We start from the raw sequence: 23,825 nt of genomic DNA on the forward strand, positions 1-23,825 counted from the left end.
CCTAGCGCTCCAGCGGCCGCCAGACGACGAGCTGGTTGCTGCGGCGGATGCGGGTGCCCGCACGCATCGAGACGACCTCGCCCTCCGAGCCGGCCGCGAAGACGCGGCGCCCCGGCCGGTTGAGGAGCTCGTCGGCGAGCGCCGACTCCAGCTCGCGGACGCGCCCGCGGAGCTCGCCGACCTGGTCCTCGAGCTCCAGGATGCGGCGGATGCCCTCCAGACTGACGCCCTCGGAGCCGAGCCGGGCGATCTCCTGCAGCTTGGCGATGTCGCGCATCGAGTAGCGGCGCGACTTTCCGGCGGTGCGGCTGGGGCTGACGAGTCCGAGCCGGTCGTACTGGCGGAGCGTCTGCGGGTGCATTCCCGCGAGCTCCGCCGCGATCGAGATCACGAAGACCTGGCTGTTCTCGTCCATCGTCAGCTCCGGGCCTTGGCCAGGATGTCGTCGCGCGGGTTCTCGTCGGGGAGCTTCGCGGCGAACGCCTCGAGCGCCTCCTTGGCCTCGCCGGACAGGTGGGACGGCACGGCCACCTGGACGACGGCGAGCAGGTCGCCGGTGCCCTTCGGGGTCTCGACGCCGCGGCCCTTGACGCGCAGCACGCGGCCGCTCGGGGTGCCCGGGGCGACGCGCAGCTTCACGGGGTCTCCGCCGAGTGTCGGGACCTCGATGGTCGCGCCGAGCGCGGCCTCCGTGAAGGTCACCGGGACGTTGACACGGAGGTTGAGCCCGTCGCGCTCGAAGACGGGGTGCTTGCGCACGGTGACCGTCAGCACGATGTCGCCGGGCTCTCCGCCGTCGGGGCTCGGCTGGCCCTTGCCGCGCAGCTTGATCTTCTGGCCGTCCGCGACTCCCGCCGGGATCTTGACCTTGATCGGCTTGCCGTCGGATGCCTGGAGGGTGATGGTCTCGCCGCGGGTTGCGGTGAGGAAGTCGATGGTGGTGTGCGCGGTCACGTCGCGGCCGCGGGTCGGTCCGCCGTAGCCGCGGAACCCGCCGGTGGAGGAGCCGAACCGGCCGTTGCCGAACAGCCCTCCGAAGACGTCGTCGAACTCGCCGCCCTGCTGGAAGGTGTACCTCTGGTTGCCGCCCTGGCCGAACATCCCGCCGAAGACGTCGTCGAAGCCGCCCTGCGCTCCCGAACCGGGCGCGGTGAACCGGGCACCCGTGCCCATCGCGCGGATCTGGTCGTACTCCTTGCGCTCCTCGGGGTCGCTCAGCACCGAGTAGGCCTCGCTGATCTCCTTGAACTTCGCCTCCGCGGCGGCGTCGCCGGGGTTCGAGTCGGGGTGGTACTTGCGGGCGAGCTTGCGGTACGTCTTCTTGAGGTCGGCCTCGCTGACGTCCTTGGAGACGCCAAGCACCTTGTAGAAGTCCTTGTCGAACCAGTCCTGGCTAGCCACGGGCGCCTCCTCTCAAGTCGTTGTGGATGATGGATGAAGTCTGCATGAAAACGTGGGGGCGCACCTGCTGAGCGGAGCGGCGGGAACCGAGTTCCCGCCGCTCCGTGGTGCGCTGGATGCCGGTCAGGCCGGCACCGCGACGACGACCTTCGCCACCCGCACGGTCGTGGAGCCCAGGCGGTAGCCCGTCTCGACGACCTCGGCGACGGTGTCCGCCGTCACGCCGGGGGTCGGCTGCTGGAAGATCGCCTCGTGGATCTGCGGGTCGAAGGGCTCGCCCTTCTCGCCGTACGGGGTGAGGCCGAGGCGCTCGACCGCGGTGCGGAGCTTGGCCGCGATGGTCGAGAACGCGCTGCCCTCGCCCAGGTCGCCGTGCTTCTCCGCGCGCTCGAGGTCGTCGAGCACCGGGATGAGGCCCTTGACGGCGTCGCCGACCGCTCGCTCGCGCTCGATCTCGCGGTTGGCCTCCGTGCGCTTGCGATAGTTCGCGTACTCGGCGGTCACCCGCTGCAGGTCGGCGAGGCGCTCGGCCGCGAGCTCCTCCGCGGTGGTCTGCCCGGAGAGGATGTCGAGGTCGTCATCGCTGAGGATGGTCCCGTCCTCCTGCTCCTGGCCCTCGGCCGGGCCGACGTCGATGAGCTCCTCGTGGGAGAGGTCGTGCTCACCGGCGTCGTCCCCGCCGTCCGCGGGCGTGCCGTTGCCGGCCGCCTGGTCGCCCTCGGGCTGCCGGACCTTCCCGGTCTCGGGGTCGATCTTGCGCTTGTCGCGGATGACCGGCTCCTCGCGTTCCGGCTCCGGGGAGCCGCCGTTCTGGTCCGACATGATTACTTCTTCTCCTCGTCGTCGACGACCTCGGCGTCGATCACGTCCTCGTCGTCGTCCGACGACGTGGGCTGCTGACCGTCGCCCGCGTCACCGGCCGGGGCCTCGGAGGGCTGGGCCGACGAGTAGATCGCCTCGCCGAGCTTCTGCTGGCTGGCGCTCAGCGTGTCGTACGCGGACTTCACGGCCTCGTCGTCGTCTCCGGCGAGCGCGGTCTTCAGCGCGTCGACGTCGCCCTGGACCTCGTTCTTGACGTCCTCGGGGAGCTTGTCCTCGTTGTCCTTGATCAGCTTCTCGATCGAGTAGACGAGCTGCTCGGCCTGGTTGCGGGTCTCGGCGGACTCGCGGCGCTTCTTGTCCTCCGCCGCGTGCTCCTCGGCCTCGCGCACCATGCGGTCGATGTCCTCCTTCGGCAGGCTGGACCCGCCGGTGATCGTCATCGACTGCTCCTTGCCGGTGCCCTTGTCCTTGGCGGACACGTGCACGATGCCGTTGGCGTCGATGTCGAAGGTGACCTCGATCTGCGGGATGCCGCGGGGGGCCGGGGCGATGCCGGTCAGCTCGAAGGTGCCGAGCGGCTTGTTGTCGCGGGTGAACTCGCGCTCGCCCTGGAAGACCTGGATCGCGACGGACGGCTGGTTGTCGTCGGCCGTGGTGAAGGTCTCGCTGCGCTTGGTGGGGATGGCCGTGTTGCGCTCGATGAGCTTGGTCATGATCCCGCCCTTGGTCTCGATGCCGAGGGACAGCGGGGTGACGTCGATGAGGAGGACGTCCTTGCGCTCGCCCTTCAGGACACCGGCCTGCAGGGCGGCGCCGACGGCGACGACCTCGTCCGGGTTCACGCCCTTGTTGGGCTCCTTGCCGCCGGTCTCCTGCTTCACGAGCTCGGAGACGGCCGGCATGCGGGTGGAACCACCCACGAGCACGACGTGCGCGATGTCGCCGACCTTGATGCCGGCCTCGCGGATGACGTCCTGGAACGGCTTCTTGGTGCGGTCGAGGAGGTCGCTGGTCATCTGCTCGAACTGGGCGCGGGTGAGCGTCTCGTCGAGGTTGGCCGGGCCGTTCTCGGTCAGCGAGAGGTAGGGCAGCTGGATGCTGGTCGACATGCTCGACGACAGCTCCTTCTTGGCCTGCTCCGCCGCCTCCTTCAGGCGCTGCAGCGCGATCTTATCCTTGGAGACGTCGACACCGGTGGAGTCCTTGAAGCGCTTGATGAGCCACTCCACGATCCGCTGGTCCCAGTCGTCGCCGCCGAGGCGGTTGTCGCCGGCGGTCGCACGCACCTGGATGGTCGAGAAGTCGTCGTCCTTGCCCACCTCGAGCAGGGAGACGTCGAAGGTGCCGCCACCGAGGTCGAAGACGAGGATGAGCTCGTCCTCCTTGCCCTTGTCGAGGCCGTAGGCGAGCGCGGCCGCGGTGGGCTCGTTGATGATGCGCAGGACGTTCAGGCCCGCGATCTCACCGGCCTCCTTGGTGGCCTGGCGCTCTGCGTCGTTGAAGTACGCCGGGACGGTGATGACCGCGTCGGTCACCGTGTCGCCGAGGTACTGCTCCGCGTCGCGCTTCAGCTTCTGCAGGATGCGCGCGGAGATCTCCTGCGCGGTGTACTTCTTGCCGTCGATCTCGGTGGTCCACGTGGTGCCCATGTGGCGCTTCACGGACGAGATCGTGCGGTCGACGTTGGTCACCGCCTGGCGCTTGGCGGTCTCGCCGACGAGGACCTCGCCGTCCTTGGTGAATGCGACCACCGACGGGGTGGTGCGGAAACCTTCCGCGTTGGCGATGACCGTGGGCTCGCCGCCCTCGAGCACCGAGACGACGGAGTTCGTGGTTCCGAGGTCGATACCTACTGCACGTGACATGTGTGCTTCTCTCCTTTGTTGCTGGCGTGTGCCGTGAAAGTCTGTGGTCAAGAGTTGAGCCTCGACGACTCAAGACTGTCATCCGCGTGGGATGCTGTCAAGAGCGCAGGTCCAAAACTTGAGTACACATGACTCAACTTTGGAGAGGGTGCGGCTATTCCCCTACGGCTGCAATCGCTGGACCGTCCAGCCGCCGTCGCCCCGCCGGTATTCGAGCCGGCGGTGCAGGCGATCGGGGCTGCCGTGCCAGAACTCGATCGTCTCCGGGACCACGCGGTAGCCGAGCCAGTTCTCGGGGCGCTCGATCGGCCCCTCGGCGCCCTGGAGGTCGCGCGCCGCGGTGCGCAGCAGATCCAGGTCGTCGAGGGGCGCATCCTGCTCGCTCACGGCCGTGGCCGCCTGCGCCTCGCGGCGGCGGCGGGCGAAGATGGCGTCGGAGTCGTCGCTGCCGAGGCGCTCGACCCGGCCGGAAATCCGCAGCTGCTGCACCAGTTCGCGCCAGTACAGCACGACCGCCGCCCGCGGGTTGTCCGCGAGCTCCCGTCCCTTCCGGCTGCGCTCCGCCGTTCCGAACGTGACGCCGTCCGCTTCCAGCGCGACGAGGGCCACCGTGCGGGCATCCGGGACACCGTCGGCGCCGGCGGTCGCCAGGGTCGCCGCCAGCGGTTCGCTCACGCCGCGCTCCTTCGCGCGCTCGAGCCAGGCGGCGAGCAGGCCGCCGGGCTCGGCGGGCGGGTCGTCGAACTCGGGCAGGTACAGGTCGGCATCCCCCGTGAGCGTGTTGGCCATAGCGCCACCCTAGGCTCGACGGGCTCACCCGGCGAGGGTGCCCTCCGCGGCCTCGCTCGGCGCCGGGTCGGGGAGGCGGCGCATCCGGAACGCGTTCGCCACGCCGAGCAGGCCGGCCAGCACGGGCACCAGCAGGGCGACCTGCAGCGAGATCGGCCGCGACTCGGTGTTGATGCGCACGACCTCGGCCTGCACCTCGGGCGGCTCGGTCTTGAGCAGCTCGATGAGCTTGGTGTTCGACATCACCTCGGCGTCGGTCTCCAGCACCTGCGAGATCTGCGCCTTGTCGTCGGGCGGCAGCACCGTGCTCGCGTCCGTCTTCGCGGTAAACGTCGCGGCGAGCGTCGCCAGCATGATGGCGCCCGCGAACGCCAGTCCGAAGGAGAGCCCGAACGACCCGGCCGCGGAGTTCACGCCCGCGGCCTCGCTCACCCGCTCGTCGGAGACCGGGGACAGCGTGTAGTTGTTGAGCTGCGACACCAGCAGCCCGAGCCCCGACCCCGCGATGATCAGCGGCAGGGTGAGGTACCAGCCCGACGTCGCGATCGGCACCAGCGGGATGATCGCGGCGACGCCGACGACGGCGAGCGAGAAGCCCCAGAGGATCAGGTTGGCAGGCCGCCGTTTCAGCCGGCGGCCGGCGAGCAGCGCGACGGCGAACATGCTCAGCGAGAGCGGAGCGATCGACAGCCCGGAGAGCAGCGCGTTGTACTCGAGCACCATCTGCAGGTAGATGGGCAGCGCGATCATCGTGCCGCCGAGCGCGATCTGCTGGAGCAGCTGACCTGAGACGCCCGACTGGAACAGCTTCGACCGGAACAGCCGCGGGTCGAGCAGCGTGGGCTTCGACCGCCGCGAGCGCGAGCGCAGCCAGATCGCCAGCGAGACCAGACCCGCGACACCGACCAGGATGATCAGCAGCACCCGCTCGCCGCCCTCCTGCCAGACCAGGATGCCGGTGACGATGCCGCCCATCCCGATCACCGAGAGCAGCGCGCCCACCAGGTCGATGGAACGCTCCCCGGTGTACTTGACGTCTTTCACCAGGCCGATGCCGGAGAGGACGACCGCGATGATGACCGCCTCCAGCAGGAAGCCCACGCGCCACGACAGGAACGTGGTGATGAAGCCGCCGAGGAGCGGACCCACCGCCGCGGCGATCGCCGCGGACGCTCCGACGAGCGCGTACACGCGCTTCTGCTGCGCGCCCTCGAAGTTGCCGTGGATGAGCGACTGCATCGCGGGCAGCAGCAGCGAGGCGCCGATCCCGCCGATGATCGCCCAGAACACGATGATCGCCGCCAGGTTCTGCGCCAGCGTCATCGCGATCGCGCCGATGGCGTATCCGAGCAGCCCGAGCACATAGGCCAGCTTGCGGCCGATCAGGTCGCCGGTCTTGCCGCCGATCAGGATGAACGCGGCCGACACCAGCGCCTCCAGCGCGATCGCGCTCTGCACGCCGCTGACCGTCGTGTGCAGGTCGTGGACGACCGCCGAGATGGAGACGTTCATCAGCGAGGTGTCGACCACCAGCACGAACATCGCCATCGCCAGCAGGATCGCCAGCCGTCCGTTGAACCGCACCGGAGTCGTGCTCTCCGCACTCATGGCGCACCTCCTCGCGTCCCGTGGCACGCTCAGGGAAGCACACCGCGACGCGTTTGGGACCCCCCGATTCACACCGGTCGCACAAGCACCGTCGCTAGCGTCGAGAGCATGGAAACGGACCCCGCCGCCGCCCCGCTCCTCTCCACCCGCGCCATCGAGGCGCTGCAGAGCATCGACCCCGCGACGCTCAGCGAGGTCCAGGCGTTCCGGGACGATTTCGCGCGGTTCATCATGCCGTACAAGTTCGGCATCGACGAGATCTCGACCAAGGTGGGCATCCTTCGGGAGGAGTTCGCCGAACTGCACGACTACAACCCGATCGAGCACATCTCGAGCCGGCTCAAGTCGCCGGAGAGCATCGAGCAGAAGGTCATCCGCAAGAACTGCGAGCCGAGCTTCGACGCGATCCGGGAGGCGATCACCGACATCGCCGGCATCCGCATCGTCTGCAGCTTCGTCTCCGACGTGTACCGCGTGTTCGACCTCCTGACCGCGCAGGAAGATGTGCGGACGCTGCGCGTGAAGGACTACATCGCGCATCCCAAGCCCAACGGCTACAAGAGCCTGCACGTCATCGTCGAGGTGCCGGTCTTCCTCAGCGAGGGACCGGTGCTGGTGCCGGTCGAGATCCAGCTGCGCACGGTCGCGATGGACTTCTGGGCCAGCCTCGAGCACAAGATCTACTACAAGTACGACGGCGAGGTCCCCGAAGGGCTGCTGCGCGACCTGACCCAGGCCGCGAGCACCGCGAACCAGCTCGACCTGACCATGGAGAACCTGCACCGGCAGGTACGCGGCGACGACCGCGGCACGGTCTACAGCCTCCCCGCCTCGATCTAGCCGCGCGCACCTCGCGAGCAGTCGCCGGGGTGCATCTTGTTGCGCCCGACACGCCGCGGAAGTGCGCAACAAGGTGCACCTCGGCGACATGGGGCGAGCGCGTTCACCGGTCGTTAGCCGCGCGGCCCTACGCTGTGTGCATGACCACGGAACTCCCGGGGGGCGGCAGGGGCGACGACGCCCTGGTGACGACCACGAGCCCGCTCTTCGCCGACAGTGCGACCGATCGCCGCATCCCCCGCCGCTGGGTGGTGTCGTGGGCGCTCTGGGACTGGGGCGGCGCCGCGTTCAATGCGGTCATCACGACGTTCGTGTTCACCGTCTACCTGACGAGCAGCCTGTTCGTCGACCCGGCGGTCGTCAGCGCGAAGAACGCCGAGTCCGGAACGTCCGGCCCGGCGCACACCGCCTACGACGCCGCGGTCGCCGTGCTGTCGAGCGGACTCGCGTGGGGAGTCGGGATCGCGGGAATCGTGGTCGCGCTCATCGCGCCGGTGCTGGGCCAGCGCACCGACGGCTCCGGCCGCCGCAAGCTGTGGCTCGGCGTCAATACCGGGGTCGTGGTGCTCGTGACGGCACTGATGTTCTTCGTCGTGGGACAGCCGTCCTACTTCCTGCTCGGCGTCGCCCTCGTCGCCATCGGGACGATCTTCTACGAGATCGCCACCGTCAACTACAACGCGATGCTCGTCCAGGTCTCGACGCCCAAGACCGTGGGAAGGGTCAGCGGCTTCGGCTGGGGCGCCGGCTACCTGGGCGGCATCGTCCTGCTGCTCATCGTGTACTTCGGGATGGTCGTCGGCGACGGCGGGCTGCTGCACGTCCCGACCGAGAACGGCCTGAACATCCGCATCATCGCGCTGATCGCGGCGGCGTGGACGCTCGTGTTCTCACTCCCGGTGCTGTTCACGGTGCCGGAGATCGCCCCGAACGCCCGCACGCCGCGCGTCGGCTTCTTCGCGTCGTACGCGGTGCTGGTGCGCGACATCGGGCGCCTGTGGAAGGAGAGCCGGAACACCGTCCTCTTCCTCATCGCGTCCGCGCTGTTCCGCGACGGCCTGGTCGGCGTGTTCACGTTCGGCGGCATCCTGGCCCAGGGGACGTTCGGCTTCACCAGCGGCCAGGTCATCATCTTCGCGATCGCGGCGAACGTCGTCGCGGGCGTCAGCACGCTGCTCTCCGGCCGGCTGGACGACCGCTTCGGCCCGAAGGCCGTCATCGTCACGTCGCTCGTCGGCCTGATCGTCGCTGGACTCGCGGTCTTCTTCACGCACGACCTCGGCGCCGCGGCCTTCTGGGTCGGCGGCCTTGTGCTGTGCCTGTTCGTCGGGCCGGCCCAGTCGGCCAGCCGCACGTTCCTGGCCCGGGTTACGCCGGCCGGCCGCGAGGGCGAGGTGTTCGGTCTCTACGCGACGACCGGTCGCGCGGTGTCGTTCCTCGCGCCGACGCTGTTCGCGATCTTCGTCGCGGTGGGCGGGGCCCAGTTCTGGGGCATCCTGGCGATCGTGCTGGTGCTCGCGATCGGGCTCGCGCTGCTGCTCCCCGTGCGCGCCCCGCGCCGCGCCTGACCCGCGCGCGCCGCGCTCCGCGCGCAGCCTCGGCGACGAGTGGTAAGTGGATGCTCGAATTCCGGGCGGATTCGAGCATCTAGTCTCCGCTCGACGGCTCCTCGGGCGGGGTGGGGCGCGGCCAGGCCCGCACGAAGCGGTCGAAGAGCTCCGCGAAGGTGCGCGCCTCCTCGGGCGTGAAGGCGGCGAGCGCCGTCTCGACCGAGGAGCGGCGGTGGGTGCGCAGCTCCCCGAGCAGCGCCCGGCCGGAGGTGGTGAGCTGGATGAGCGCGCGGCGCGCGTCCGACGGGTCCGGGATGCGGCGCACCAGCCCCCGCTCGACGCCCTCCTGCACGAGGCGGCTCGCGCGCGGCTGGTCCACACCGATCGCAGCGGCGATGCCGGAGACCGAGAGGCTGCGGCCCTCCGCATCCGCCGCTTCGAGCGCCTCGAGCATGCGCACGCGGGCGATCCGCCCGAGCGATCCGTCGCGCCCGCCGCGCCGGCCGGGGCCGGGACGCGCGGAGTCGCCGAACGGCATGCCGCCGAAAGGTGCGCCGCCGGACTGACCGACGAAGGGTGCGCCGCCGAACGGCGGGCCCCAGTGGCCGCCGTGATGTCCGTGGCCGTGCCCGTGGGCCGCGCCCTCCGCCCACGGCGGACGGCGCCGCGACTGGTCGCGGCGGACCGCGAGCAGCGCGTGCTCGATCATCGCGACGATGTCCGCTTGCGGCGGAATCCCGGAATCTTCTTGACCTTCACCGCTCATGCATGTAACTATACATTCACTTGTAACAGTACATGTAATTGGAAGGGAGAGCCCCGATGACGAACATCGACGACTCCACACAGACGCCGCCCGGATACTGGTTCGGCGAGATCGAAGGCCTGCTGCACGAGCGGATGCGCGACGCGCTGGCCGACCTGGGACTGCGCCGCGGAAGCTGGCGCATCCTGCACACCCTCGCGGAGGGACCGGCGACGGCCGAGCAGCTCGCAGAGCGCCTGCCGCACGGCGGCCCGCACGGTGACCGCGCGGGCCGCGACGGACGCGGCGGCCCCGACGGCCGGGACCCGCGGCCGCAGCATGACGAGCGCCGCGGGTACGGGTTCCGCCCGGGATGGCGCGGCCAGGAGCCGCGCGACGAGCGCGACGTCGCCGCCGGCGACACGCGCCGGGACGGCTACCGCGGCGAGGGCGACGGGCACCGGCACGGCGTCGACCAGCCGCATCCGGACCACCACGAGAGCGACCCCCAGGAGTCGAACCGCCACGACGGCCACCACGACGGCGACCGCCACGACCGCGACCACGACCACGACCACGAGCGCGATCACGAGCGCGGCCACCACCACGGCGGCCACCACCACCCCCACGGCTTCGAGGAGGCGGTCGAGCGCGGCTACCTGCGCGGCTTCGACCGCGGCTTCACCCTCGGAACGCTGCGTGCCGGCCAGCCGGGCGGCCCCTTCGGGCCGCACCCGTACGGCGGTTTTCCCGTGGGGGCGCACGGCGGCTTCCCCGGCGCCCACGCTTTCCCCGGAGCGTACGGCGGCCCGGCCGGCCCCGCGGGCTACGGCTACGTCTACGCCTACGGCCCGTTCGGTCCTCGACGCCCCGGCCGTCCCTTCGACCGCCGCTTCGGCGGGTTCGATCGCGACCGTCGCCGCGGGCACCGCATCCAGCGCGTGCTGTCCGACTTCGTCGAGCGCGGCTGGGTCTGGTTCGACGGCGACAGCGCCACGCTGACCGACGAGGGCCGCGCGGCCCACGACCGCGCCTTCGAGCGCGTGGCGACGGTGCGGGCGGAACTGGCCAACGGCATCACCGAGGCCGATTACGCGACCACCATGGCGACGCTGGAGCGGATGGCGCGCAACCTGGGCTGGCGCCCGGCGCGCAGCCAGAACCCGGGCACCGGCGAGGCCGTCTCCCCCGACGACGCTCCCGGCTCCGCCCCGGACGGCGCCGCCTAGTATGGACGCATGACGCCACCCCGCGAAGAGGTCGTTCTGCTCGCCGAGGATGGCACCCCCATCGGCACCGCGGACAAGGCGACGGTGCACACGACGGACACGCCGTTGCACCTCGCCTTCTCGTGCCACCTCTTCGACGGGGAGGGCCGCATCCTGGTCACCCGCCGCGCGCTGAGCAAGGCGACGTGGCCCGGGGTGTGGACCAACTCGTTCTGCGGCCACCCCGGCCCGGGCGAGGCGATCGAGGACGCCGTTCGGCGCCGCGCGGCCGACGAGCTCGGCGCGACGATCGACAACCTGGAGCCGGTGCTGCCGGACTTCCGCTACCGCGCCGTGGATGCGGCGGGCATCGTCGAGTACGAGGTGTGCCCGGTCTACACGGCGACCGTCGTCGGCGACCTCCGCCCGTCCGCCTCCGAGGTGGCCGAGTGGGAGTGGGTCGACCCGCGCTCGCTTCTGGGCGCCGTCGAGCTGACCCCGTGGGCGTTCAGCCCGTGGCTCACACTGCAGCTGCCGGCTCTCTACGCCGACGACAGCCTCGAAGCTTCGGGTCAGCTGTGAGTCCGGCTCACTATTTTCCACCTGTGTAATTGACTGTGGATAACTCTTCCGGGCGTATACCCGGAGGCGAATGCGTCGCGGCTCGTCAGGTCGCCCAGACGCGGTCCACCGAGAGCGTGGGGACGAACGCGTGCCCCGGGTCCCGTTCGTCCGGCCATTCGGGGAAGTCGAACACCGCCAGCATCAGCTGAAGCGGGTAGCGCGGGGGCGCATCCAGCATCCGGACCACCCGGCCGTCGACCCGGAACGTGGCCTCGTCGCCGTCCCAGTGCGCCTCGTAGGCGTGCGGCTCGGTGACGTCGATGGGCAGCGGGATGCGCTCGAAGTCCTCCGCCAGGCGAGGGTCGCGGAACGCGTGGAAGCCCATCCCGACGAGCGCCTGCTCCGGCTCGACGTCGCGCCCGAACACCTCCATCACGCAGAGCTCGCCGCTGCGCTCCGGTTCGTCCTCGAAGCCGACCAGCCACAGCGACGCCATCGACCGCGGGCTGAGGTAGAGGGACGCGCGCATCCCCACGGTCCCGTGCTCCACCAGGCAGCCGCGGAACTCCTCCTGCTGTTCCCGCACGGTGAGACCCGGCCGGAACGGCTGCTGACCGACGGCCGAGCCGACCGGCCCGGAGAAGTTGCCGGTCTGCAGCCCGGAGACGCGCAGGGGCGGAGTGTGCTCGCCCGGGCACCAGAGCCCCTGGTCGGGCGGGATGCTCAGCTCGAGGTGGGAGTCGTGGATGAGGTAGGTCGCCCGCGTCTCGGCGAGCGAACTCCACGCCGGCAGGTAGTGCGGCAGCCAGACGCTGCGGTCGAGCCGGGGGTCGTCGAAGTCGTCGAACACCGCGCTCCCCTCATCCGGTGCGGACGGCGTCGATGTGCTGCTCCAGCCACCAGGTGCGGCCCTCGTCGTCGGAGACCCAGCCGTCCCACTCGAACGAGTCGTCGGTGATGTTGGAGAAGTTCCAGCGGATGGGCCGGCCGTCGGTCTGCGTGCCGTCCTGCCGGATCCCGTCGCGGCGGTAGGGCGTGGCCACCAGGGTGCAGAAGTCGCCGGCGGCGGCGCCGAACCAGCTCACCCGCCAGGCTCCGAGCGTGGAGTCGTACACGCGCACGGTCGACCCGCGGCCCTGGACGCCCTCGGGGTCGTCCTCGTCGCGGATGACGAGCACATCCTGCACCGCACGGCCGCCCAGCGTGTAGGCGAAGATCCACTCGTTGCTGTACTCGCGCCAGACTCCGGTCGCCTCGTCGAGCTGCCGCACCTCCGCGCGCCAGCTGCCGACGAGCCGGCCGAAGAGCTGCATCCGCTGCGGGTTGTGCTCCATCGGACCCGAGCTGATCAGGGCCCGTGCGAACGCGGCGTCGGTGGTCTCGCTCATGGTGCGGAACTCCCTTCGGCCCGCGGTCGGGCCTGGCGGCTCGGATCAGGCGGGGCGGCCCGCCTCGGTGGTGGAGACGTCGGTGCGGTGGAAGTTCAGGTACGAGCGCGACGCCGTCGGCCCGCGCTGCCCCTGGTACCGGGAGGCGTACTCGGCCGAGCCGTAGGGGCGCTCGGCGGCGGACGACAGCCGGAAGAAGCACATCTGGCCGATCTTCATGCCCGGCCACAGCTTGATCGGGAGCGTCGCGACATTGCTGAGCTCCAGCGTGACGTGGCCCGAGAAGCCCGGGTCGATGAACCCGGCGGTGGAGTGCGTGAGCAGCCCCAGCCGGCCGAGCGAGCTCTTGCCCTCGAGCCGCGCCGCGACGTCGTCGGGCAGGCTGACCAGCTCGAACGTCGAGCCGAGCACGAACTCGCCGGGGTGCAGGATGAACGGCTGGTCCGCATCCACCTCGACGAACCGGGTCAGCTCCGGCTGGTCGACCGCCGGATCGATGAACGGGTACTTGTGGTTGTCGAACAGCCGGAAGAACCGGTCGAGGCGCACGTCGATGCTCGACGGCTGCACCATCTCCGGCTCGTAGGGCTCGAGGGCGATGCGCCCGGCGCCCAGCTCGGCCTTGATGTCGCGATCGGAGAGAAGCACGGGGCCAGCCTACCGGGTGGGCTCGCGGCGGCGGTCGCTACCGGTTCCCGTCCGGGCCCATCGCCGCCAGGGCGATGTTGAGCTCCAGGACGTTGACGGTCGGCTCGCCGAGGTAGCCGAGGTCGCGCTGCTGCACGTGCTGCTCGACGAGGGCGCGGACCCGGTCGGCGCCGATCCCGCGGGCGCGGGCGACCGCATCCACCTGGAGCAGCGCGTAGGCCGGCGAGATGTGCGGGTCGAGGCCGGAGCCGGAGGCGGTCAGCGCGTCAGGCGGGATGCTGCCGGCGGTCGCGCCGTCCACCTTCTCGAGGGCCGCCTTCCGCTGCTGGATCGCCGTGAGCAGGTCCGGGTTGTTCGGCCCGAGGTTGCTTCCGCTCGAGGCGCCGCCGTCGTAGCCGTCGCCGGCCGCGGACGGCCGCGACTGGAACCACTGCGGGAGGGCGTTCCCTTTCGCGTCGGTGAAGGACTGCCCGATGAGGCTGGACCCCACGACCGCGCCCTGGGAGCTGACGGTCGAGCCGTCCGCCTGGTGCGGGAGGGCGAGGCGGCCGATGCCGGTCACCGCGAGCGGGTAGGCGACGCCGAGCACGACGGTGAAGATGAGCAGTGCCCGGAGGGCGACCCAGTACTGGCGACCGGTGCCGCGTGCCGTTGCGTTCATGAGAGTGGTTCCGTTCCGTTTCTTCAGAAGCCGGGGATGAGGCTGACCAGCAGGTCGATCAGCTTGATGCCGATGAAGGGGGCGATGATGCCGCCGAGCCCGTAGATCAGCAGGTTGCTGCGCAGCAGCGCGGAGGCCGAGGCCGCCCGGTAGCGCACGCCGCGGAGCGCCAGCGGGATGAGGACGACGATGATGATCGCGTTGAAGACGACCGCGGACAGGATCGCCGAGGACGGCGAGTGCAGCTGCATGATGTTGAGCGCCTGGAGTCCGGGGAACACCCCCACGAACATCGCCGGGATGATCGCGAAGTACTTCGCGACGTCGTTCGCGATCGAGAAGGTCGTGAGCGCGCCACGGGTGATGAGCAGCTGCTTGCCGATGCGGACGATGTCGATCAGCTTCGTCGGGTCGGAGTCGAGGTCGACCATGTTGCCGGCCTCCTTCGCGGCCGAGGTCCCGGTGTTCATCGCGACCCCGACATCCGCCTGGGCCAGCGCCGGTGCATCGTTCGTGCCGTCGCCGGTCATCGCGACCAGGCGGCCGCCCTGCTGCTCCTTCCGGATCAGCGCGAGCTTGTCCTCCGGCGTCGCCTCGGCGAGGAAGTCGTCGACCCCGGCCTCGGCCGCGATCGCCTTCGCCGTGACCGGGTTGTCGCCGGTGATCATCACCGTGCGGATGCCCATCCGGCGCATGTCGGCGAACCGCTCGGTCAGGCCGGTCTTGACGATGTCCTTGAGGTAGATGACGCCCAGGATGCGCGCCTCCCCCGTCGCCGACTTCGTCGCGACCGCGAGCGGCGTGCCGCCCGCCTCCGAGATGCGCAGCACCTTCGCGTCGAGGTCGGCGAGGACCGAGGACGGCACCTGCGACGACTCCTGCGCCCAGGCGACGACCATGGATGCGGCGCCCTTGCGCACCTGGGTACCGTCGGCGAAGTCGACGCCGCTCATCCGGGTCTGCGCCGTGAACGGCACCACCTCGCCGTCGACGGCGCCCTCGTGCACGAAGCCCCGTTCCGCGGCGAGCGCGCCCACCGACGATCCTTCCGGCGTTGGATCGCTCAGCGAGGCGAGAGCCGCTGCCTTGACCAGCTGGGGCTGGTCGACGCCCTCCACCGCCGTGAACTGCGCCGCCTGCCGATTGCCGTACGTGATGGTCCCGGTCTTGTCGAGCAGCAGCGTCGTGACGTCGCCCGCGGCTTCGACGGCACGGCCAGACATGGCGAGCACGTTGTGCTGCACCAGCCGGTCCATGCCGGCGATGCCGATCGCCGAGAGCAACGCGCCGATGGTGGTCGGGATGAGGCACACCAGGAGGGCGACGAGCACTGTCACGCTCGGGGCCGCATCCGCGTACCCGGCGGTCGGGCCGAGCACCAGGACGACCACGACGAAGACGATGGTGAGCGCCGCGAGGAGGATGTTGAGCGCGATCTCGTTCGGCGTCTTCTGCCGCGCCGCGCCCTCGACCAGCCGGATCATGCGGTCGACGAAGGTCTCGCCGGGCTTGCTCGTGATCCGCACCACGATGCGGTCGGACAGCACGCGCGTGCCGCCCGTGACGGCGCTGCGGTCGCCGCCGGACTCGCGCACCACCGGCGCCGACTCGCCCGTGATCGCGGACTCGTCGACCGAGGCGATGCCCCAGACGATGTCGCCGTCGCCCGGGATCAGCTCGCCCGCCGAGACGATCACGACGTCGTCGAGGCGGAGGTCGGCCGACGGGACCTGTTCGACGGAGGCGTCGGTCGCCGTCGCATCCCGGGCCGCGTCGTAGCCCGTGACCCGGTTGGCGACCGTGGTCGTGCGCGTCTTCCGCAGGCTGGCCGCCTGCGCCTTGCCGCGTCCCTCGGCGACCGACTCGGCCAGCGTGGCGAAGAGCACAGTCAGCCACAGCCAGACGGCGATCGCCCAGGTGAAGGCGAGCGTCGTGACCGTTCCGCCGGAGGTCTGCCGGCCGAGGAACGGCTCCGCGATGGCCAATACGGTCGTCAGCGCCGCGCCGACCTCGACGATGAACATGACCGGGTTGTGCCACAGGTCGCGCGGGTCGAGCTTGCGGAACGCTCCGGGCAGGCCGGCCCACAACTGGCGGCCGGAGAACGCGCCGGACGGCGCGGCGCCGCCGTGAGACGGGGTCTGACCGCGGCCCTCCGCGGTGTCGGTGAGAGTGGACATGATCAGTGAAGCCCTTCCGCCAGGGGACCCAGCGCGACAACGGGGAAATAGGTGAGTGCTGCGACGACGACGACCACGCCGACCACGAAGGCGGCGAACAGGGGTCGATGCGTCGGGAGGGTGCCCGCGGTGGCCGGCACCTTGTCCTGAGCCGCCAGGGATCCGGCGAGCGCGAGGACGAACACGATCGGCACGAACCGCCCGAGGAACATGGCGGTGCCGAGCGCCGCGTTCAGCCACGGGGTGTTCGCGGTGAGTCCCGCGAACGCGGACCCGTTGTTGTTCGCCGCGGAGGTGAAGGCGTACAGCACCTCCGAGAAGCCGTGCTGGCCGGGGTTGAGGATCGAGACCTTCTCGAGCTCGTCCCGGACGGCGGGGATGGCGAAGCTGAGCCCGGTGCCGACCAGCACGAGCGTCGGCGTCATCAGGATGTACAGGCTCGCCAGCTTGATCTCGCGCGAGCCGATCTTCTTGCCGAGGTATTCGGGCGTGCGTCCCACCATGAGCCCGGCGAGGAACACCGAGATGATCGCGATGATCAGGATGCCGTAGAGTCCGGCGCCGATGCCGCCGGGGGCGACCTCGCCGGTCATCATGTTGAGCATCGTCATCATGCCGCCGAGCGGGGTGTAGCTGTCGTGCATCGCGTCGACGGCGCCGGTCGAGGTCAGGGTGCTGGTCGTCGAGAAGAAGGTCGATCCGAGGATGCCGAACCGCTGCTCCTTGCCTTCGAGCGCCGCGCCCGCAGCCCCGGTCGCCGTTCCGCCTCCCTGCAGTTCGAACAGCGTGAGCGCGACCAGCGAGACGACGAAGATCGCGGACATCGCGCCGAGGATGGCGTAGCCCTGCCGGTTGTCGCCGACCATCCGGCCGAACGTGCGCGGCAGCGAGAACGGGATCAGGAGCATCAGGAAGATCTCGACCAGGTTCGTCCAGGCGGTCGGGTTCTCGAACGGGTGCGCCGAATTGGCGTTGAAGAAGCCGCCGCCGTTGTTGCCCAGGAGCTTGATTGCCTCCTGCGACGCCACCGGTCCGCCGGGGATGGTCGCCGTCCCGCCGGTGAGCGTGCTCACGTGGGTGAACCCGGCGAAGTTCTGGATGGCGCCGCCGGCGATCAGGACGATGGCGAACACCACGGAGAGCGGCAGCAGGATGCGCAGCACGGCGCGCGTCGCATCCACCCAGAAGTTGCCGATCGTGCCCGAGCGGTGCGCGGCGAACCCGCGGAACAGCGTGATCGCGACGGCGAGACCGACCGCGGCGGAGAGGAAGTTCTGCACCGCGAGTCCCGCGAGCTGCACGGTGTAGCCGACGGTCACCTCCGGCGAGTACGACTGCCAGTTGGTGTTGGTGACGAAGGAGATCGCGGTGTTGAACGAGAGCCCCTCCGGCACCGCTGGCAGTCCGAGCGAGTACGGCAGCACGGCCTGCGCGCGCTGCAGCGCGTAGACGAGCAGCACGCCGAGGATCGAGAAGGCGAGCACGCTGCGCAGGTAGACCGGCCAGCTTTGCCCGACGCGCGAGTCCACGCCGATGAGCCGGTAGAACCCGCGCTCGATCTTCAGGTCTCTGCGGGTCGTGAAGGTCGCGGCCATGTAGTCGCCGAGGGGGCGGTAGGCGAGGCCGAGCAGAAGGATGAGCGTGGCGAGGGAGGCCACGAAGAGCCAAGCGGTAGTCGTCGTATCCGGCATCGCTAGAACTTCTCCGGCTTCAGCAGGGCGTACACGAGGTAGGCGATCGACGCGACGGCCAGTGCCGCCGCGAGCATGTCGAAGAAGATCACAGCTTCTCCACCCCTCGACCGATGAGGGCGACGATCGCGCCGAGCGCGACGATCCCCACAACGCAGATGAGATCAAACATGGGAGCAATGCAAGTCCGCGACGGGACGCGGACGACGGGTCCTAACGGGATCCATACGGCCTTCGCGCGAGTCCTAACGGTTTCCCTCCGCCGCGCGCCGGGCCGCGCTCCGAATCCGGACCGGCCAGACCGCGGCGGACGACCTACACTGGGCCCCGTCGGCAGGAGTCACCATGAGCACCGTGCACCGCATTCCTCAGGCGGACATCCCCGCCGGGTCGTTCGTGATGGGCGACAGCACGGGCGACGGCCGGTACGCGGACGGCGAGACGCCGCTGCACACCGTCGAGCTGGCCGGGTTCTCGATCGACGTGCACTCGGTGACCAACGACGACTTCGCCGCGTTCGTGGACGCGACCGGGTACCGGACCGAGTCCGAGGTGTTCGGATACTCGGCGGTGTTCCACCTGGCCTTCGCGGGCGACGACGCGGACGTGCTCGGCCGCCCGCCGCAGACCCCCTGGTGGCTGGGCGTCGCCGGAGCCGACTGGCGCCACCCCGGCGGTCGCGATTCCGACCTCGACGGGCTCGGCGACCATCCGGTCGTCCAGGTCAGCTGGAACGACGCGCAAGCGTACTGCCGCTGGGCCGGGCGCCGGCTCCCGACCGAAGCGGAGTGGGAGTACGCCTCCCGCGGAGGGCTCGACGGCGCCCGGTACCCGTGGGGCGACGAGCTGCTGAGCGACGGCGAGTGGAACTGCAACGTGTGGCAGGGCGTGTTCCCGGTGAGCAACGACCTGTCCGACGGGTTCCTCACCACCGCCCCGGCCGTCCACTTCGCGCCCAACGGGTACGGCCTCTACCAGACCGTCGGCAACGTCTGGGAGTGGTGCGAGGACTGGTACTCGGCGGAGTACTACGGGAACGCCGCCGCCGTCGGGCCGACCGGCCCGGAAGACGGCACGCAACGCGTCCTGCGTGGCGGGTCGTTCCTCTGCCACGACTCCTACTGCAACCGCTACCGCAACTCCGCCCGGTCGCAGAACACGCCGGACTCCGCCATGGCCAACGCCGGGTTCCGGACCGTGGTCTCCGCCGCGGCGGCCATGATCGACCTCCCGGCGGCGGAGGCGGCGTCGGAGATGCACGACTGCTGCGCCCCCGGCCGGGCCGCGTTCGTCACTGCCGAGCCATAGCGATCCGGAACCGCTCCTCGGGGTCGATGAAGTGGTCCGCGTCCTCGACGCCGACATCCAGCTGCACCCAGTGGATCCTCCCGGTGAAACGGCTGGTCGCCGGCTCGTAGTCGGCGGTCACGGCCGTCCCCGATTCGAAGCCGATGTCGGTGGTCTCGTCGGCGGAGAAGATCATGGGCTGGGTGGCGCCGACCCGGCCCGACCCGACCTCGTCACCGTCGTAGTACAGCGTGACGTCCCCTCCCTTCGCGAGGCCGCCGCCGTCGTAGGCGAACTCCATCCGCACCTGGTGCCGCCCCTGCTCGAGCGCTCTCGACGCGACGATCCGGAACTCGTGGATGCCGAGGACGTTGTAGACGAAGGTGGCGAGTCCGTCCTTGACATAGACGCTCCACCCGCCGAAACGGCCGCCCTGCGCGATGACGACCCCGTTCGCGCCCCCGTCGGGCACGTCGAGCTCCGCGGTCACCGAGAACGACTTGTTCTTGATGCTCAGGACGCTGTTCTCCGACAGCCGCCCCATCCCGGGGAAGAGGAGCTGCGTGTTCCCGTGGATCAGCGAGGGCCGGCCCGCCAGCTCGGGGTTGAGCCGTTCGGCGCCGCGGTCGTCGATGGGTAGGACGTTGTACTTCACTGCCTCGATCAGCCACAGCCGTTGCAGCTCGTGGAGCCGGTGCGGGTCCTCGGTCGACAGGTCGTGCGCCTGGCTGTAGTCGACGCTGCCGTCGTACAGCTCCCAGACGTCGTCGTCGAACGCGGGCAGTGCTCCGCCGACCAGCTCCCACGGGGTGCGGTGTTTGGTGACGGCGCTCCAGCCCTTGTGGTAGATGCCGCGGTTGCCGAACATCTCGAAGTACTGCAGGGTGTGGCGTTCCGGGGCGGCCGGCTCGTTGAAGGAGTACAGCATGCTGGTTCCCTCGATGGGGGACTGCTGGACGCCGTTGACCATGGTGGGTTCGGGAAGGCCTGCGGCTTCCAGGATGGTCGGGGCGACGTCGATGACGTGGGTGAACTGCGAGCGCAGCCCGCCCTTGTCGGTGATGCCGTCGGGCCAGTGGATGATGGTGCCGTTGCGGGTGCCGCCCCAGTGGGAGGCGACCTGCTTGGTCCACTGGAAGGGCGCATCCATCGCCCACGCCCAGCCGACCGCGTAGTGGTTGTAGGAGCTGGGGCTGCCCAGCTCGCCGATCTTGGAGGTGAGGAACTCCGGGGTCTCCAGCGCGGCCATCCCGTTGAAGTTGGCCATCTCGTTGAATGCGCCGTTGAGGGTGCCCTCGGCGGAGGCGCCGTTGTCGCCGATGATGTAGTAGATGATCGTGTCCTCGAGGATGCCGAGGTCTTCGATGGTGTCGATGATGCGGCCGATGTGGTGGTCGGTGTGCTCCATGAAGCCCGCGTAGACCTCCATCTCGCGCTCCAGCACGGGCTTCAGCTCGGCGGGCATGTCATCCCACGCCGGGATCTCCGCATGCCGGGGAGTGAGCTGCGCGTCGGCGGGGATGACCCCCAGCTCCTTCTGCCGGGCGAAGGTCTTCTCCCGCTGCACATCCCAGCCGTCGGCGAACGCACCCGCGTACTTGTCCGCCCACTCCTGCGGCACATGGTGCGGGGCGTGGGTGGCGCCGGGCGCGAAGTAGACGAAGAACGGCTTGTCCGGCATCAACGCCTTCTGCGTCCGGATCCATGTCACCGCGTGATCGGCCAGGTCCTCCGTCAGGTGGTACCCCTGCTCCGGTGTCGCCGGCGGCTCGACCGGTGTGGTGCCGTCGTAGAGCGACGGGTCCCACTGGTTGTTCTCCCCGCCGATGAAACCGTAGAACGTCTCGAACCCGCCGCCCACCGACGGCCACGCGTCGAACGGGCCCATGGGCGAGGACTGCCACACCGGCACCTCGTGGCACTTGCCGAACTGCGCCGTCGAGTACCCGTTCAGCTTCAACGTCATCGCCAGCGGCGCCTTCGTGTTCGGCCGCAACGAACTGTTCCCCGGCGCCGAGGTCGCCGTCTCGGTGATGCTGCCCATCCCCACCGAGTGATGGTTCCGGCCACTGAGCAGCGCCGCCCGCGTCGGAGCGCACAACGCCGTCGTGTGGAACCGGTTGTACGTCAACCCGCCCGCCGCGAGCTTCTCCGCGTTCGGCGTGCGGCACGGACCCCCGAACACACTCGAGGAGCCGAACCCCGCATCATCCACCAGGATCACCAGCACGTTCGGCGCACCCGACGGCGGCCGCAACGGCTCGATCGGCGGATACGACGTCTCCGGATCCTTCGCGTCATACGTCGTCAGACCCGGCAACGGCCGATCCGGGATGGGCAGCATGGTGCGCGCGTGGCGGTCGGGATTCATGACGTCCTCGCGATCAGAACCGGCGGCGGCGGCCGGGCGTCACGGCGGCCGCGACGACCGCGGTCTTCGCGACCGGGGCGGGGCCGGGGCTCGCGACCACCTTGGTGACCACCGCGGCTTTCGCGACCGGGTGACCGACCACCCCTACTCGTCCTACTCGTGCAGCTCGCATCTCACACGTCTCCTTCACGTTCGAGTTCTTCGTCCTCTTCCCATTCCGCTTCCGCCTCGAGAGCGTCCACGATGGACTGGCTGTGGATGCGGCCGTCGGCGATGAGGCGCCCGCCGGCCCGCCGGGCCGCTGCCGCGAACGGGCCCGCCCAGACGTTCTCGTACACGATGACGCCCGCCACGCTGCCGGGCTCCATGGCGGCCGCGAGGTCGGCCACATCCTGTTCGGCGAGGAAGTCGGCGAGGTCGGCGGTCAGCTCGCGGAGCGGGCCGACGTCGTCGACCTCGGACAGCTCCAGCGCGTCCACGGACCCGTCCGCGTCCTTGATGAGGATCATCGCGTCGACGAGCCGTATCGTCCCGGCCTCCACCAGGTTCGCGAGCTCTTCGAGCACCTCCCCCGAGAAGTTCTGCTGCCCCTCCGGGAACTCGATGATGATGAAGTCCACCGGCGCAGCATTCTCTGTCGTCTCATCGGTCACACTGACCCTCCTTCGCCTCGGCGTCGACAGGCAGCGGTTCTGCGAGTCCTCGCTCCTCGGAAACTAACCCGCGTCCCTCGGCGCGGTCGTCACCCGATTCGGGTGAGTGCAACTGTCTCGCCGAGGGGCGGCGGGAGGTGCGACACTGGGCATCCCGCGGAGGGGGTGATCACATGGGCGTCGGCCGTCCGCTTCTGGCGCCCGCGATCGAGCCGGCGGGCGAGTCCGCGCGCCGGGCGGACGCCGAGCGCCTGGCCTCGGTGGCGTTGATCTCCGGCGGACGGGCCCACTTCCTCGCGGGGAACATCGGCGGGGCCCGCGACCGGCTGCGCCGCGGACTGGCACGCGAGGGCGCGCGCGAGCCGCTGTCACGGATCCGCACGCTCGGGGCGCTCGCGCTCCTCGACGCCTGGGTCGGCGAGACCACCCGGGCCACTGAGCTCACCGGGCAGGCGCGCGCGGAGGCGCAGGTCAGCGGCGCCCTCACCCACCCGGCGACGGCGGACGCGCACCTGGCCGACGCGCTGGTCGCCGTCTCCCGCGGCGACCCGAGCGTCGCGGAGCGAGAGCTGCGGGCCGCCGCTCTCCGGGCGACCGTCGACGACCGCTCACAGACCGCGTGGATCGCGTACGCGATCGGGCGCGAACTCGGCAGCGTGATGGATGAGGAACCCACCGCTCCCCTGCCCTCCGGCTCGCCGCCCCCGATCGTCGTGGAGGCGCTGGTCGCATCCCGGGCGCGGAGGGCGAGGCGGAACGGCGACCCGGCCGCGGCTCTCGCGGTGCTCGCGGACCGCTCGCCCGCCGCGAGCGCGGTGCTCTTCGAGCGCGGCCTTGCGTGCCTCGCCCTCGGCCGATCGGCGGACGCCAGGGAGGCGCTCCGTCTGCACTCGGGCTTGCCGGACTCCGGGGAGCCGCTGCACCGCATCCGGAGCCTCGTGCTGGCCACATCGCTCTCGGCCATGCGCGGGCGCACCCCGCGGACCGACGACCTGCTCGTTCAGGCGCTGCGCATCGCGGACGAATACGGCCTGGTCTCGGTGTTCCTGGATGCGGGCCCCGACACCACGTCGCGCATCCTGGGACTCGGGCTGCCCTCGCTGCCGCCGGTCGCGACCCAGGTGATCCGCTGCGCCTCGACGGCCGCACGGGCCGCGGACGGCGCCGGCCTGGCGGAGCCGCTCACCGACCGGGAGCGCGAACTCCTCGTCCTCCTCCCGACCGGTTTCACCAACACGCAGCTCGCGGACCGCTACTTCGTGTCCGTCAACACCATCAAGAGCCACATGGCGCACCTCTACCGCAAGCTCGAGGTCTCCACCCGGAGCGGCGCCATCGAGCGCGCGACGCTGCTCGGCCTCATCCGGCCCTGGTCGGACGGGGGGACATCGGCAGAGGGCGGGTTTGGCCCGGGGCGACGGACCGGGTAGTCTGGGCCACAGCCTCACATCCCAGTGATTCACTGGGATCCCGGGCCGCGCGAGTGTAGTTCAATGGTAGAACCTCAGCTTCCCAAGCTGATAGCGCGGGTTCGATTCCCGTCACTCGCTCCAC

General features: G+C 70.3%; 23 protein-coding genes and 1 tRNA gene. 7 read left to right on the plus strand and 17 right to left on the minus strand.

Going from position 1 to position 23,825, the window contains the following annotated elements; translation table 11 throughout:
- Position 1: 1 nt before the first annotated feature.
- The 6 genes from J2W45_RS11365 to J2W45_RS11390 form a co-directional block, all read right to left on the minus strand.
- Positions 2-415, minus strand: a complete 414-nt coding sequence (locus tag J2W45_RS11365; RefSeq protein ID WP_310131889.1) for a heat shock protein transcriptional repressor HspR — start codon at positions 413-415, stop codon at positions 2-4.
- 2 nt (positions 416-417) lie between these two features.
- Positions 418-1,401, minus strand: coding sequence for a DnaJ C-terminal domain-containing protein (locus J2W45_RS11370; protein WP_310131890.1), 984 nt, complete (start codon positions 1,399-1,401; stop codon positions 418-420).
- 123 nt (positions 1,402-1,524) lie between these two features.
- On the minus strand, positions 1,525-2,223 hold the full coding sequence (locus tag J2W45_RS11375; RefSeq protein ID WP_310131891.1) for a nucleotide exchange factor GrpE: 699 nt from the start codon (positions 2,221-2,223) through the stop codon (positions 1,525-1,527).
- Positions 2,224-2,225: 2 nt separating this feature from the next.
- Positions 2,226-4,088, minus strand: a complete 1,863-nt coding sequence (gene dnaK, locus J2W45_RS11380; protein WP_310131892.1) for a molecular chaperone DnaK — start codon at positions 4,086-4,088, stop codon at positions 2,226-2,228.
- 162 nt (positions 4,089-4,250) lie between these two features.
- Positions 4,251-4,877 carry a pyridoxal 5'-phosphate synthase gene (locus tag J2W45_RS11385; protein WP_310131893.1) on the minus strand — a complete coding sequence of 209 codons (627 nt, stop codon included), beginning with the start codon at positions 4,875-4,877 and terminating at the stop codon, positions 4,251-4,253.
- Positions 4,878-4,901: 24 nt separating this feature from the next.
- Positions 4,902-6,485: an MFS transporter gene (locus J2W45_RS11390; protein WP_310131894.1), complete on the minus strand. Its 1,584-nt coding sequence runs from the start codon at positions 6,483-6,485 to the stop codon at positions 4,902-4,904.
- Positions 6,486-6,593: 108 nt separating this feature from the next.
- On the opposite strand from J2W45_RS11390, the gene J2W45_RS11395 reads away from it, so the two are divergent.
- Together J2W45_RS11395 and J2W45_RS11400 are read left to right on the plus strand one after the other, a co-directional pair.
- Positions 6,594-7,325, plus strand: a complete 732-nt coding sequence (locus tag J2W45_RS11395) for a GTP pyrophosphokinase (RefSeq protein ID WP_310131896.1) — start codon at positions 6,594-6,596, stop codon at positions 7,323-7,325.
- Positions 7,326-7,465: 140 nt separating this feature from the next.
- Positions 7,466-8,893: an MFS transporter gene (locus J2W45_RS11400; protein WP_310131898.1), complete on the plus strand. Its 1,428-nt coding sequence runs from the start codon at positions 7,466-7,468 to the stop codon at positions 8,891-8,893.
- Positions 8,894-8,972: 79 nt separating this feature from the next.
- On the opposite strand, the gene J2W45_RS11405 is transcribed toward J2W45_RS11400, so the two are convergent.
- Positions 8,973-9,641 (minus strand): MarR family winged helix-turn-helix transcriptional regulator, encoded by a 669-nt coding sequence (locus J2W45_RS11405; RefSeq protein WP_310131899.1) that lies wholly within the window; start codon positions 9,639-9,641, stop codon positions 8,973-8,975.
- Positions 9,642-9,697: 56 nt separating this feature from the next.
- Between J2W45_RS11405 and J2W45_RS11410 the strand changes: the two genes are divergently transcribed.
- Complete coding sequence (locus J2W45_RS11410) at positions 9,698-10,849, plus strand: hypothetical protein (protein ID WP_310131900.1); 1,152 nt, start codon at positions 9,698-9,700, stop codon at positions 10,847-10,849.
- A gap of 9 nt (positions 10,850-10,858) precedes the next feature.
- A complete protein-coding gene (gene idi, locus J2W45_RS11415; RefSeq protein ID WP_310131901.1) occupies positions 10,859-11,410 on the plus strand; it encodes an isopentenyl-diphosphate Delta-isomerase in 552 nt (183 codons plus the stop codon).
- 85 nt (positions 11,411-11,495) lie between these two features.
- Here idi and J2W45_RS11420 read toward each other — a convergent pair whose 3' ends face one another.
- Genes J2W45_RS11420 through kdpF form a run of 7 tightly spaced genes read right to left on the minus strand, consistent with a single transcriptional unit; the run spans position 11,496 to position 18,052 of the window.
- A complete protein-coding gene (locus tag J2W45_RS11420) occupies positions 11,496-12,242 on the minus strand; it encodes a glycoside hydrolase family 16 protein (protein WP_310131902.1) in 747 nt (248 codons plus the stop codon).
- 10 nt (positions 12,243-12,252) lie between these two features.
- Complete coding sequence (locus J2W45_RS11425; RefSeq protein WP_310131904.1) at positions 12,253-12,780, minus strand: hypothetical protein; 528 nt, start codon at positions 12,778-12,780, stop codon at positions 12,253-12,255.
- Positions 12,781-12,825: 45 nt separating this feature from the next.
- Entirely contained in the window at positions 12,826-13,428 is a 603-nt protein-coding gene (gene dcd, locus J2W45_RS11430; protein ID WP_310131905.1) for a dCTP deaminase, read from the minus strand.
- Positions 13,429-13,465: 37 nt separating this feature from the next.
- The gene (kdpC, locus tag J2W45_RS11435) at positions 13,466-14,089 is read right to left on the minus strand and encodes a K(+)-transporting ATPase subunit C (RefSeq protein ID WP_310131907.1); all 624 of its coding nucleotides are present in this window, start codon (positions 14,087-14,089) and stop codon (positions 13,466-13,468) included.
- 23 nt (positions 14,090-14,112) lie between these two features.
- On the minus strand, positions 14,113-16,269 hold the full coding sequence (gene kdpB, locus J2W45_RS11440) for a potassium-transporting ATPase subunit KdpB (RefSeq protein WP_310131908.1): 2,157 nt from the start codon (positions 16,267-16,269) through the stop codon (positions 14,113-14,115).
- A gap of 2 nt (positions 16,270-16,271) precedes the next feature.
- On the minus strand, positions 16,272-17,960 hold the full coding sequence (gene kdpA, locus J2W45_RS11445; RefSeq protein ID WP_310131910.1) for a potassium-transporting ATPase subunit KdpA: 1,689 nt from the start codon (positions 17,958-17,960) through the stop codon (positions 16,272-16,274).
- Between the two features lie 2 nt (positions 17,961-17,962).
- Positions 17,963-18,052, minus strand: a complete 90-nt coding sequence (gene kdpF, locus J2W45_RS11450) for a K(+)-transporting ATPase subunit F (protein WP_310131912.1) — start codon at positions 18,050-18,052, stop codon at positions 17,963-17,965.
- A gap of 253 nt (positions 18,053-18,305) precedes the next feature.
- Here kdpF and J2W45_RS11455 point away from each other — a divergent pair, with 253 nt between their 5' ends.
- Positions 18,306-19,268 (plus strand): formylglycine-generating enzyme family protein, encoded by a 963-nt coding sequence (locus J2W45_RS11455; protein WP_310131913.1) that lies wholly within the window; start codon positions 18,306-18,308, stop codon positions 19,266-19,268.
- Here J2W45_RS11455 and J2W45_RS11460 read toward each other — a convergent pair.
- The 3 genes from J2W45_RS11460 to J2W45_RS11470 are packed head-to-tail and all read right to left on the minus strand — an operon-like array spanning position 19,252 to position 22,271.
- Positions 19,252-21,618, minus strand: coding sequence for an arylsulfatase (locus J2W45_RS11460; RefSeq protein ID WP_310131916.1), 2,367 nt, complete (start codon positions 21,616-21,618; stop codon positions 19,252-19,254). The two genes, J2W45_RS11455 and J2W45_RS11460, sit on opposite strands and share 17 nt — an antisense overlap.
- Before the next feature lie 13 nt (positions 21,619-21,631).
- Positions 21,632-21,760, minus strand: coding sequence for a hypothetical protein (locus tag J2W45_RS11465; RefSeq protein WP_310131918.1), 129 nt, complete (start codon positions 21,758-21,760; stop codon positions 21,632-21,634).
- A 31-nt stretch (positions 21,761-21,791) separates the two neighbouring features.
- On the minus strand, positions 21,792-22,271 hold the full coding sequence (locus tag J2W45_RS11470; RefSeq protein ID WP_310131919.1) for a DUF6325 family protein: 480 nt from the start codon (positions 22,269-22,271) through the stop codon (positions 21,792-21,794).
- 173 nt (positions 22,272-22,444) lie between these two features.
- Between J2W45_RS11470 and J2W45_RS11475 the strand changes: the two genes are divergently transcribed.
- Both J2W45_RS11475 and J2W45_RS11480 read left to right on the plus strand, forming a co-directional pair.
- Positions 22,445-23,701: a response regulator transcription factor gene (locus tag J2W45_RS11475; RefSeq protein ID WP_310131920.1), complete on the plus strand. Its 1,257-nt coding sequence runs from the start codon at positions 22,445-22,447 to the stop codon at positions 23,699-23,701.
- 49 nt (positions 23,702-23,750) lie between these two features.
- Positions 23,751-23,824, plus strand: a tRNA-Gly gene (locus tag J2W45_RS11480).
- The last annotated feature ends 1 nt before the right edge of the window (position 23,825 follow it).

The sequence above is a fragment of the Leifsonia shinshuensis genome (genome assembly GCF_031456835.1).
GTDB lineage: Bacteria > Actinomycetota > Actinomycetes > Actinomycetales > Microbacteriaceae > Leifsonia > Leifsonia shinshuensis_C.